Below are 12308 nucleotides of genomic sequence, written 5' to 3' on the forward strand. Positions count from 1 at the left end.
CCGCCATGACTGCTTATCTACGCCCGGCATTGAGCCTGGCTTTGTTGATGACCCTGGTGACGGGCGCCCTGTATCCGCTGGCGGTGACCGGTATTGCCCAAGTCGCTTTCCCGAACCAGGCCAACGGTAGCCTGGTACGCGATGCGCAAGGCCAGGTGCGGGGTTCGGCATTGATCGCCCAGGACTTCCAGGGCGATGGCTGGTTCCACTCGCGGCCCTCGGCAGGTGCCTACGCGACCGTGGCCAGCGGCGCCAGCAACCTGTCGCCGAGCAACCCGGCGCTGGCTGAGCGGGTAAAGGGCGATGCGGCCACGTTGTATCAGGCGCAGCAGGGGCCAGTGCCGCAGGCGCTGCTGACCACCTCGGGCAGCGGCCTGGACCCGCACTTGCCACCGGAGGCCTTGGCCTATCAGATCCCGCGAGTGGCGGCGGCACGGCAGCTGCCGGTCGAGCGCTTGCAAGCCTTGCTGGAACAGGCCACCCTCCACCCATTGATCGGCCCGCCGGTGGTCAACGTGCTGGCGTTGAACCAGGCCTTGGAAAAGCTCGCCATTGTCAGGTAATCGAAGCGCTGGCAGGAAGCCTGTAGGAGCGGGTTCACCCGCGAATGCGGTGGTGGTGCCACTGACGTATTCGCGGGTAAACCCGCTCCTACACGTTAAGGGGGCTTTCCCTGAAGTGGCCGACTGTTGGACAAAGTAAAGGATGAAACATGAGTGACTCCGCCCGCGCCGATGCGCTGTTGGCCAACCTCCCACGCACCGGCCGGGGCCGGCTGAAGGTGTTCCTTGGCGCTGCCCCCGGCGTCGGCAAGACCTTCGCCATGCTCCAGGCCGCACACGCCCAGCAACGCCAGGGCGTGCAGGTGTTGGCCGGGGTGGTCGAAACCCATGGCCGCGCCGAAACCGAAGCGTTGCTCGGAGGGCTGCATCAGCAGCCCTTGTTGCGTAGCCAGTACCGTGGCGTCACCCTCGAGGAAATGGACCTTGACGGCCTGCTGCGTGCCGCGCCGGCCTTGGCCCTGGTGGACGAACTGGCCCACACGAACGCCCCCGGCAGCCGCCACGCCAAACGCTGGCAGGACGTGCAAGAACTCTTGGCCGCGGGCATCGACGTGTACACCACGGTCAACGTCCAGCACCTGGAAAGCCTCAACGACAAGGTCCGCGACATTACCGGCGTGCAAGTGCGCGAGACCCTGCCGGACTGGGTGCTGCAGGAAGCGTTCGAGCTGGTGCTGATCGACCTGCCTCCGCGAGAGCTGCTCGAACGCCTGCGTGAAGGCAAGGTGTACGTGCCCGAGCAGGCTAGGGCGGCCATCGATGCGTATTTTTCACAAACCAATCTCACCGCCCTGCGCGAGCTGGCCATGCAGACCGCCGCTGCTCAGGTCGATGCCGACCTGGCCCACGGCTATCGTCAGCGCGGCCAGGAGGCGCCGGCCTTGCGCGGCCGGTTGCTGGTGGGCATAGACGGTGACGACCAGGCCGAACGCCTGGTGCGCCATGCCAGCCGCGTGGCCCAGCGCCGCCACCTGCCCTGGAGCCTGGTGCATGTGGACAACGGCCGCCTGCGTGACGAAACCGCACGGCATCGTTTGCAAGCCGCGCAGCAACTGGCCGAGCGACTGGGCGGGGAGGTGGTGCTCCTGCGGGCTGGGGAAGTGGCCCGCACGCTGATCCAGCATGCTGTCGAGCGGCGGGCCAGCCTGGTGCTGGTCGGGCAATCCCGCAACCGCCTGCATCGGCGTTTGTTCGGCGCGGGTGTGGCGGCGCGGCTGCTGCGCGAAAGCCGTGGCCTGGAAATCAACGTGCTGGACCGCGACGTGCAGCCGCCAGCGCCGCGTTCAGCCGTGCGGCGGGTGTGGGTGTGGCGTCATTACCTGCTGGCGCTGCTGGCCACCGTGATGGCTGCGGGTCTGGCCTGGGCGGTGTCCAGTGTGCTCGCGTTGCCCAATATCTCGCTGGTGTTCCTGGCGGCGGTGTTGCTGGTCGCGGTGCGCAGTAGCCTGGGACCTGCGCTGGCTTGCGCCGCGCTGTCGTTCCTGGTCTATGACTTCCTGTTCATACCGCCCAACTTCTCGTTCACCATCCAGCGCGAAGAAGACGTGCTGACACTGGTGTTCTTTCTGTTGATGGCTGCGCTCACCGGCAACCTGGCCGCGCGCCAGCGTCGCCAGTTGCAGGCGCTGCGCGAGACCCAGGCGCAGACCAGCCAGTTGCTCGACCTGTCGCGCCGGTTGACGGTAGCCACCGACCGCCAAGCCATATTCAAGGCTGCCGGCCAGCACCTGGACGGCTGGCAGGACGCCCAGGTGTGCTTGCTGGAGCGCAACGCCGAGGGCCAGTTGCAAGTGGCCAGCGGGGAAGCCTGCACCTTCAGCGACACCGAACGGGCGGCTGCCGATTGGGCCTGGCAGCATGGGCAGGCCGCCGGCCACGGCAGCGATACCCTGCCTGATGGCCGCTGGTGGTGGTGGCCATTGGCGGTGGACGATCAGCCGCTGGCGCTGCTGGGTGTGCGCCCGCGCAACGGGCAGCCGCTCAGCGACCCACGCCGGCGCCTGCTCACCGCCCTAGGCCAGCCCCTGGCCCAGGCCCTGGCCCGCGCACGCCTGGCCGAACAGCTGGAAGCCGCACGCCTGCACGGCGAAACCGAGCAACTGCGCAGCGCCCTGCTGGCTTCCGTATCCCATGACTTGCGCACGCCGTTGACCGCCATGCGTGGCAGCATCGACAGCCTGCTGGCGTTGGGCGATGCGATCCCGGCGGAAGACCGCCGCGAGCTGCTGGAGGGCACCCGCAACGAGGCCGAACGCCTTGATCGCTACATCCAGAACCTGCTGGACATGACCCGCCTGGGCCATGGCGGCCTCAAGCTGGCCCGCGACTGGGTGGCCCCGGCGGACATCGTCGGCAGTGCGCTCAACCGCCTGCGGGTGGTGCTGGCGCCGCTGCGTGTGCACACGGACGTGCCGGCCGAGTTGCCATTGCTGTTCGTGCATGCGGCGTTGATCGAGCAAGCGTTGGTCAACGTGCTGGAAAACGCCGCACGCTTTTCGCCGGCCAATGGTCGGCTTGAGCTGCAGGTGGCGGTGCATGACGACCAACTGCGCTTGACCGTCAGCGACCAGGGCCCCGGCATTCCCGAAGCCGACCGCGAGAAAATCTTCGACATGTTCTACACCGCCGCCCGTGGCGACCGCGGCGGGCAGGGTACCGGGCTGGGCCTGGCGATCTGCCAGGGCATGATCGGTGCCCATGGCGGGCAGATTCTGGTGGGCGAAGGCATTGATGGCCAAGGCACCAGCATCACTCTATGCTTGCCGCTGCCTCCTCAACCTGAAGCCGAAAGCGAAACCCCATGAGCCACTCCGCCACCCTGTTGGTCATCGACGATGAACCGCAGATCCGCAAGTTCCTGCGTATCAGCCTGGCCTCGCAAGGCTACAAGGTGCTGGAGGCCGCCACCGGTGCCGAAGGGTTGGCCCAGGCGGCACTGGGCAAGCCGGACCTGGTGGTGCTCGACCTGGGGCTGCCGGACATGGACGGCCAGCAGGTACTGCGTGAGTTGCGCGAATGGAGTGCAGTGCCGGTGATGGTGTTGTCGGTGCGTGCCAGTGAAGTGCAGAAGGTCGATGCGCTGGATGGTGGTGCCAATGACTATGTGACCAAGCCGTTCGGTATTCAGGAGTTTCTCGCGCGCGTGCGGGCGTTGCTGCGCCAGGTGCCACAAGCCGGCGGCTCGGAAGTGGCAGCCAGCTTTGGGCCGCTGACGGTGGATTTTGCCTTCCGCCGGGTGACGCTCGACGGTGTGGAGGTGGCATTGACACGCAAGGAGTATGCTTTGCTGGCGCTATTGGCCGGGCACCCCGGGCGGGTGATTACCCAGCAGCAGTTGCTCAAGGATATCTGGGGGCCGACCCATGCGGAGGATACCCACTACCTGCGCATCGTGGTCGGGCATCTGCGACAGAAGCTGGGCGATGACCCCACGGCGCCGCGGTTCATCATTACCGAGGCGGGGGTTGGCTACAGGTTGGTGGCGCCGACAGCATAACCCGCACACAGCCCAAAGGGCTGGGCGAACGCCTGCAGGGCCTGGACGCGCGCAAGGGGGTCAGGCCCTGGGGGGCTCCTTCTCGAACAGCTGGCGCATGACTTCCAGGTAGCGTCGCGCGCCCAGGCCCAACGGGCGCGACTTGATCCAGATGATGTCTACCCACAAGCGCAGGCGGCTGGCCATGTTGTCGAAGCGCACCTCGGCCAGTGCGCCCGAGGCAATCAGCGGTTCGACCAATGGCTGCGGCAGGTAGGCCCAGCCCAGCCCGGACTGCACCAGGTCCAGCGTGGCGAGGTAGCTGTCGGTCAGCCAGATGCGCCGGGACAGCACCATGCGTGGGTCCGATCCGGTGGCCTTGCCCGAAGCCACGATGATCTGCCGTTGTTCGGCAAAGGCCTCTTCAGGCAATGGCGAACCGCTGTTCTGCCCGGCTGGATGGCGTGGTGAGGCAACGGCCACCAGCAGTTGGCTGCCTGCTTCGAGGAAGGATTCGCGCTCATCGATGCCGGGCCGTTCGAACACCAGGGCCAATTGCACACTGCCGTCATGCAGCAGGCGAATGGCTTCGGTCTGGGTGGCCGAACGTACCTCGACTTCCAGGCTGGGAAATGCCTGGGCGAGGATTTCCAGCGGCTGGCTCCAGCGGCCGGTCTGCAACTCGGGCGCCATGGCGATGGTCAGGCGCTTTTCCAGGCCTTTGTGCAACTGCAGGGCCTGGGCATCCAGCAGGTTGAGTTGGCAGATGACCTGCCTGGCCTGGGGCTCCAGCGCCAGGGCGGCGTTGGTGGGCAAGGCTTTGCGCGTGGCCCGGTCGAACAGGGGCAGGTCCAGTTCCGCTTCCAGTTGGGCGATTGCCATGCTCACGGCTGAAGGCACACGGCCCAGCTTGCGGGCGGCGGCGGAGAACGAGCCGGCATCGAGCACCGCGAGGAAAATCGCCAGGGAGTCGCTGGAAAAGGCCATTGTCAGTAAACCTGATGATGATCATCTTTTATTGCTAAAAATTATGAACATTAATGCACCAGCAGGACAGCCCCCTAATGGAGAAAAGCGTGCACAGACCAACCGCGTGGCATGTCACCCACTGGAGTAGCGACCCGTTCAGCCTCGGTGCCTACAGTGCCTTGCTGGCTGGCGGATCGCCGTTGCATCGAAGCGCCCTGGGCCAAGTGCTGCATGGGCGCTTGGTCATCGCTGGAGAAGCTTGTAATGCCAGCGCTCCGGCAATGACTCATGGTGCGTGGAATGATGGGCTGCGTGCCGCCGAGGCAGCCGTGAGTGCCGGTGCGAGCAAGGTGATCGTGATCGGTGCGGGGTGTGCAGGCTTGGCTGCCGCTCAACGCTTGCGGGAAAGGGGGGGCGATTGCACTGTGCTGGAGGCGCGTGGGCGAACGGGTGGGCGCACGCACACTGTCGAGTTGGGCGGCGTGAAAGCAGATGAAGGTGCGGCATGGCTTCAGCATTTTGCCGAGAACCCCTTGGCCGCTGTTGCACTTCAACATGGCTTGGCTTGCGTCGAGACCGATTTCAGTTGCCCGCTTGCAGCAGCACGCGGCGGGGCGTTGCCGGATATCGACGCCGCCTGGGATGCCTTGACCAGGCGTCTCGATCGGCAACAACCTTTGTCTGAGGCGATCGATGGCTACATGGCCACACTCGACCCCGCGCTCGCGCGTGCCACGCAGTTCGCCATCGACGCCAACCTTGTACTGGAAGCGTGTTTGCCCGTCGAGCAACTGTCGGCCTGTGCCTTGGATGAAGAGGGGGTCGGGCATGGTGATCGTATGCTGCCAGGCGGCTACAGCGAGCTTGTCGACTTGCTGTCGAAGCACCTGGATATCCGCCTGAACAGTCCTGTCACCCACGTCGACTGGTCGAGCGCGCGCGTCAAGGTAAATGAAGAGGTGTGCGACTTCTGCATTTGCACAGTCCCGGTGGGGGTTCTGAAAACGTTGCACTTTACCCCTGCGTTACCTGAAACACAGCAGGGAGCGTTGGCGCATCTGGGGATGGGCAAGCTGGAGAAAGTGATTCTGCAGTTCGATGAGCGATGGTGGCCGTGTTCACCCTCAGGCTACCTGCGCTGGTACGACGTACCCGCCAGTTGGGGGGAATGGCTGGACCTGACCGATGCTGTCGGCAAGCCCACCATTGCCGGGCTGATCGCCGCCGATGCGATCGAGCGGCAGTTCACCGGGCGCACCGATGAGCAGGTGGCCATGGCCGCGTGTGAGGCATTACAGGCGTGGGCCGCAGCCGTCGGGCCCACGCCTTGACACCTACAGACCTTCGCCCAGCACCCGGTCAATGCTGTCGACAAAGTAGTCCACGCTCGCACGGCTGGTGCACATCGGTGGCTTGATCTTGAGGATGTTCAGGTAGTCGCCGGTCGGCTGCATGAAGATGCCCAGATCACGCAGGCGATCGCACAGCATCATGGTTTCTTCGGTGGCCGGCTCCAGGGTGGTGCGGTCGCGCACCAGTTCCAGCCCCAGGTAGAAGCCCGAGCCATGTGCCGCGCCGGCCAGCGGGTGCTTGTCGACCAGCGCCTGCAGGCGTGCCTTGAAGTAGCGCCCGGTGTCACGGGCGTTGTCCCACAGGCCTTCCTCCTGCATGACATCCAGCACTGCCATGCCGATGCGGCAACTGACCGGGCTGCCACCGGCCGAGGAGAAGAAGTAGCCCTCGGCCTCCAGCGCCTCGGCGATTTCGCGACGGGTGATGACCACGCCCAGCGGCTGGCCGTTACCCATGCCCTTGGCCATGGTAATGATGTCCGGCACCACGCCCTGTTCCTCGAAACCCCAGAAGTACTCGCCCAGGCGGCCATAGCCCACCTGCACTTCGTCGGCGATGCACACCCCGCCGCGGGCGCGGACCTTGGCATAGGCTGCGCGCAGGTAGCCTGCGGGCAGCGAGATACCGCCGGCATTGCCGTACACCGGTTCGCAGATGATGCCCGCCAGCTGACGGCCACGGGCGTCGAGGTCAGCCAGCTTGGCATCGACGTCTTGCAGGTAGTCGGCGGCGCTGTCGGCCCCGCGGAAGCGGCCGCGGAAGGTGTTCGGTGCTTCGACCGGGTGAACCCAGTCCGGGCGGGTTTCCAGGGCTTGCGGGTTGTCGGCGATCGACGTGGAGATGGCATCGGTGGCCACCGACCAGCCGTGGTAGGCCTCCAGCACACTGAGCAGATCGCGCCCGCCACTGTAGGCCCAGGCCAGGCGAATCGCCAGGTCGTTGGCCTCGGTGCCGCTGTTGACCATGAACACCCGGTCGAAACCTTCGGGGGCCAGGTCCAGCAGGCGCTCGGAGAATTCGGTGATTGCTGCGTAATGGAAGCGCGAGTTGGTGTTCAGCAGCGACCACTGCCGCGCCGACTCGGCAACCATGCGTGGATGGCCATGGCCCAGCACTGCGACGTTGTTGAGCATGTCCAGGTAGGAACGGCCCTGCATGTCGATCAGGTAGTTGCGCCAGCCACGCTCAATGTGCGGCGGTTGCGCGTAGTAGTGCTTCTGCGAGCGGGCGAAGCTGGCGTCGCGGCGGGCCAGCAGGGCTTGCGGATCGGGTAGCGGCTCGGCATCGCAATCGAAGCCCAGCAGGGCGGCCGGTGACGGGCACAGGGCCAGCCAGGCGGCGGCTTGTGACGGCGTGGCGAAGAGCGGCGGCTGGATGCCATTGTCCAGGCATACCTGCACGCTGAGGAAGCCGCAGCTGCTGCCCAGGGCCTGGCCTTTTTCCACGGCCTGGCCGTCTGCCGGTGCGTCTTCCAGGCCTTGCAGCCACAAAGCCCAATGCGGGGTGCGCAGGCAGCCCCGGCCGTCGCCGCTGTGCTGCCAGGTGCCGGCTGCCGGCGCTTGCACCGGGCTGCCGTTGGGCACATGCAGCTCGACGCCAAGGGCGCAGGTGGCGGGCTCCTCGGGGCGATCGATATGGGTCTGCGACAGGCGATACTGCCCGTGCAGGCTGCAGGCCGGGGCGGCTTGCGAGGTCAGCAGATGCTGGTCATAACCGGGTTGTTCCCAGTTGCCGGCCTCGAAGTGTTTGCTGAGTACTCCCAGGTCCACCCGTGTGACAGCCTGCCCGGCCAGCTCGGGGAGCAGGGGGGCACAGTCGTTCCAGTCCGGCGCCGCGGGTTGCAGGCCCGCAGCCTGCAGGATGGCCGCCTCCATCAAGGCGAAAGGCACGGCGGTGGCCGTGTCGAAAATTTCCCATTCGTGGGCAATGTTGTCGCGGGTGTACTGGTTGCCCGGGTCGACGGTTAGCTGTTGTTCGCTGCTCAGCACCAGCACGGCAGCGCGGTTCAGCACCAGCGGCCACAGGGCGCGCAGTTCGGCCTCGGTCAGCGGGTTGAGCGCCTGGTAGGCCTGCACGGCTGGCAGGATGCGCAGGGGGTCGCCCTCGGCGTGGTGCAACAGCGCAGCGCAGGTCACCGACAGGTCGGCGATACGCCAGGTGCGCAGCAGGTCGCCGAAATCGATCACGCCTTGCAGTTGCCACTGACGCTGGGCATCACGGGTCCACACGGTGTTGTCGTCGGTGATGTCCAGGTGCACGGCCTGACTGGGCAGTTGATCGATCAGCGGCATCAGGTGCTCGTTGGCCTGTCGCGTGGCGTGTTCGATGCGGGCGCGCTGCCCGCCGTCCTGCAGCACCGGTAGCAGGTGATCGATCAGTGCCCCGGCATGCTGCGGGTCCCATTGCAAGGTGCGCGCAAGGCCCGGGTGATCGAAATGGGCAAGCGCCTTGTCCAGCTTTGCACAGAGCCCGCCCAGTTCAGCTATCAGGCGCGGCTCCATGTGCTTGAGGCGGGTCAGCGGTTGGCCTTCGATGTAATCGAGCAGGCGCAGGCGCAGTGGTTGCGCGTCGATGTCCAGTTCCAGCAACCCCATGCCGTTGTCGGCTGAGCGCACGGCGGGTACCGGCAAACCTTGATCGCGCAGGAAGGCCAGGGCGGCGTGCTGGGCTTCAAGCTCCAGTTGGGCGTAGCTGCCGTGGCAGGCCTTCAGCACATAGCCACCCTGCGGTGTGACCACGCGAAAGTTCAGGTCTTGCTGGCTGCCCAGTACCGAAAGGTTGCCGGCAAGGCCATAGTGGGCCTGCAGCACGGCGTGTGCCTGGGCTTCGCTCAGCGTTGGGCTGGGCAGGCCGGAGCGCTGGATCAGGGTGGCCAGGGCAGGGGAAGCGGGCTGGTGTTGTGGACTGGACATGGGCTCTACCGTGGGTACTGGGAGTTGACGGCGGAGAATTTATGCCCGATTCGGCTGATGATGGAAGACGATTATTGTCAGAAAAATTGATCACCGCTGCTTGATTCTGTTGGCGTGGCAAGCAGATGGGCTAATTTTCTCGGCTGCCTGGCCCGGCCCTTTCGCGGGCACGCCCGCTCCCACAGGTATTTGCAAGTCTTGAAGATTGTGGTGATCCCGTGGGAGCGGGCGTGCCCGCGAAAGGGGCGGCCCTCACGGCACATTAATCAACCTTGATGCGAAGTCCCGAGGTCATCATCAGGATCGAAGCGGTGATTTGGGTTGCCGCTTCAACGCCTTATGCACCACGCTCGCGGCGCTCGATCTCAAACACGCCGCATGAATCAAGGCGAACACGCCCCCTTTCCCTACGAACCCCCAACCTCCAAAAACGCCGCCTCCAGCAACTGTCGGGTATACGGATGCTGCGGCGCATGGAAGATCGCCTGCGCGTCCCCTTGCTCCACCACATGCCCATGCTTGATCACCATCAACTGGTGACTCAACGCCTTCACCACCGCCAGGTCATGGCTGATGAACAGGTAGGTCAGGTTGTACTTTTGCTGCAGGTTACGCAGCAATTCCACCACTTGGCGCTGTACGGTGCGGTCCAGTGCGGACGTGGGTTCATCCAGCAGAATCAGTGCTGGCTTCAACACCAGCGCCCGGGCAATGGCAATGCGCTGGCGCTGCCCGCCGGAAAACTCATGGGGGTAGCGATGGCGCGTGCGCGGGTCCAGGCCTACTTCCTCCAGGGCCGCGATAATCGCCGCTTCCTGTTCCTGCGCGGTGCCAATGCGGTGAATGCGCAGCCCTTCACCGACAATGTCCGCCACGCACATGCGCGGGCTCAGGCTGCCAAACGGGTCCTGGAACACCACCTGCATTTCCCGCCGCAGGGGGCGCACGGCTTTCTGGTTCAGCCCTTCGAGGTTCTGCCCATGAAAGCGAATGCCGCCCTGGCTGGAAATCAGCCGCAGGATCGCCAGGCCCAATGTGGACTTGCCCGACCCGGATTCGCCAACAATGCCCAGCGTCTGGCCCTGGGGCAAGCTGAAGTTGACCCCATCCACCGCCTTCACATGGTCGACCGTGCGCTGCAGAAAGCCCTTCTTGATCGGGAACCAGACCTTGAGGTCATCCACCTCCAGCAACGGCGCGCCCACCGGGTTGTGCGCCGGCAGCCCGCTGGGCTCGGCATTGATCAGCATCTGGGTGTAGTGGTGCTGTGGCGAGCTGAACAGCGTGGCGCATTCGGCTTGCTCGACAATTTGCCCACGCTGCATCACGCACACGCGGTGAGCGATGCGGCGCACCAGGTTCAGGTCATGGCTGATCAGCAACAGGGCCATGCCCATACGCGCCTGCAATTCCTTGAGCAGCTCGAGGATCTTCAGCTGCACGGTCACATCCAGCGCCGTGGTCGGCTCGTCGGCAATCAGCAGCTCGGGCTCGTTGGCCAGCGCCATGGCGATCATTACCCGCTGGCGCTGCCCGCCCGACAATTCGTGGGGCAGGGCCTTGAGGCGCTTGTGCGGCTCTGGAATGCCGACCATATCCAGCAACTCCAGGGTACGCGCAGTCGCTTCCTTGCCGGTCAGGCCCTTGTGCAGCAGGAGGATTTCGTTGATCTGCTTCTCGATGCAATGCAGCGGGTTGAGCGAGGTCATCGGCTCCTGGAAGATCATCGCAATGCGGTTGCCGCGAATGCGCTGCAGGGTCTTCTCATTCTGCTGCAGCAGGTCCTTGCCTTCGTAGCGGATGCTGCCGCTGGGGTGCCGGGCCAGGGGATAGGGCAGCAGGCGCAGGATCGAGTGCGCGGTGACCGATTTGCCCGAGCCACTTTCGCCCACCAGGGCCAGTGTCTCGCCTTTGCGAATATCGAAGCTGACGCCGTCAACCACCCGGTTGACCTGGTCCCCGGTCACGAACTCCACGGCCAGGTCCCGCACTTCGATCAGGTTCTGTTCACTCATGTCACTTCCTCGGGTCGAAGGCGTCGCGGGCGGATTCGCCGATGAACACCAGCAGGCTCAGCATCAGCGCCAGCACGGCAAAGGCGCTGATGCCCAGCCATGGCGCTTGCAGATTGGACTTGCCCTGCGCCACCAGTTCGCCCAGCGAGGGCGAACCGGCGGGCAGGCCGAAGCCGAGGAAGTCCAGGGCGGTGAGGGTGCCGATGGCGCCGGTGAGGATGAACGGCATGAAGGTCATGGTCGAGATCATCGCGTTGGGCAGGATGTGCCGGTACATGATTGCGCCGTTGCGCATGCCAAGGGCGCGTGCGGCGCGCACGTATTCCAGGTTGCGCCCGCGCAGGAACTCGGCGCGTACCACATCCACCAGGCTCATCCACGAGAACAGCAACATGATGCCCAGCAGCCACCAGAAGTTGGGTTGCACGAAGCTGGCCAGGATGATCAGCAGGTACAGCACAGGCAGGCCGGACCAGATTTCCAGAAAGCGTTGCCCGGCCAGGTCGACCCAGCCACCGTAGAACCCCTGCAGGGCGCCTGCGATGACGCCGATAATGGAGCTGGCCACGGTCAAGGTGAGGGCGAACAGAACCGAAATGCGGAAGCCGTAGATCACCCGCGCCAGCACGTCGCGGCCCTGGTCGTCGGTGCCCAGCCAGTTGTCCGCCGAAGGTGGGGCGGGGGCGGGGACACGCAGGTCATAGTTGATGCTCTGGTAGCTGAACGGGATGGGCGCCCACAGCACGAAGCTGTCTTTCTTCGCCAGCAGTTCGCGGATGTAGGGGCTCTTGTAGTTGGCTTCCAGCGGGAATTCCCCGCCGAAGGTGGTTTCCGGGTAACGCTTGAACGCCGGGAAGTACCATTGGCCGTCGTAACGTACGGCGATCGGTTTGTCGTTGGCGATCAGTTCGGCGCCCAGGCTCAGCCCGAACAGAATCAGGAACAGCCACAGCGACCACCAGCCACGGCGGTTGGCCTTGAAACGCTCGAAGCGCCGGCGGTTGAGGGGGGACAAGGCCAT

8 protein-coding genes are annotated in these 12308 nt (G+C 65.1%); 4 read left to right on the forward strand and 4 right to left on the reverse strand.

Annotated elements, in window-relative coordinates; all coding sequences use genetic code 11:
- The first annotated feature begins 5 nt into the window (after positions 1-5).
- The 3 genes from kdpC to N5D53_RS10030 all read left to right on the forward strand — a co-directional run bounded on the left by kdpC (position 6) and on the right by N5D53_RS10030 (position 4059).
- Entirely contained in the window at positions 6-563 is a 558-nt protein-coding gene (gene kdpC / locus N5D53_RS10020; RefSeq protein ID WP_003251480.1) for a potassium-transporting ATPase subunit KdpC, read from the forward strand.
- A gap of 149 nt (positions 564-712) precedes the next feature.
- A complete protein-coding gene (locus tag N5D53_RS10025; RefSeq protein ID WP_279840242.1) occupies positions 713-3367 on the forward strand; it encodes a sensor histidine kinase KdpD in 2655 nt (884 codons plus the stop codon).
- A complete protein-coding gene (locus N5D53_RS10030; protein WP_003251475.1) occupies positions 3364-4059 on the forward strand; it encodes a response regulator in 696 nt (231 codons plus the stop codon). Before N5D53_RS10025 ends, N5D53_RS10030 begins: the two co-directional genes overlap by 4 nt.
- A gap of 60 nt (positions 4060-4119) precedes the next feature.
- Here the strand turns inward: N5D53_RS10030 and N5D53_RS10035 are convergent, their stop codons facing one another.
- A complete protein-coding gene (locus N5D53_RS10035) occupies positions 4120-5025 on the reverse strand; it encodes a LysR family transcriptional regulator (RefSeq protein WP_104961134.1) in 906 nt (301 codons plus the stop codon).
- Between the two features lie 77 nt (positions 5026-5102).
- Here N5D53_RS10035 and N5D53_RS10040 point away from each other — a divergent pair, with 77 nt between their 5' ends.
- Positions 5103-6338, forward strand: a complete 1236-nt coding sequence (locus N5D53_RS10040; RefSeq protein WP_266024370.1) for an FAD-dependent oxidoreductase — start codon at positions 5103-5105, stop codon at positions 6336-6338.
- 3 nt (positions 6339-6341) lie between these two features.
- On the opposite strand, the gene N5D53_RS10045 is transcribed toward N5D53_RS10040, so the two are convergent.
- The 3 genes from N5D53_RS10045 to N5D53_RS10055 all read right to left on the reverse strand — a co-directional run bounded on the left by N5D53_RS10045 (position 6342) and on the right by N5D53_RS10055 (position 12308).
- On the reverse strand, positions 6342-9272 hold the full coding sequence (locus N5D53_RS10045) for an aminotransferase (protein ID WP_190869580.1): 2931 nt from the start codon (positions 9270-9272) through the stop codon (positions 6342-6344).
- A 407-nt stretch (positions 9273-9679) separates the two neighbouring features.
- On the reverse strand, positions 9680-11287 hold the full coding sequence (locus tag N5D53_RS10050; RefSeq protein WP_190869579.1) for an ABC transporter ATP-binding protein: 1608 nt from the start codon (positions 11285-11287) through the stop codon (positions 9680-9682).
- A gap of 1 nt (position 11288) precedes the next feature.
- Positions 11289-12308, reverse strand: a complete 1020-nt coding sequence (locus N5D53_RS10055; protein WP_003251467.1) for an ABC transporter permease — start codon at positions 12306-12308, stop codon at positions 11289-11291.

It is taken from the genome of Pseudomonas sp. GD03862, from assembly GCF_029840855.1.
Taxonomy (GTDB): domain Bacteria; phylum Pseudomonadota; class Gammaproteobacteria; order Pseudomonadales; family Pseudomonadaceae; genus Aquipseudomonas; species Aquipseudomonas alloputida.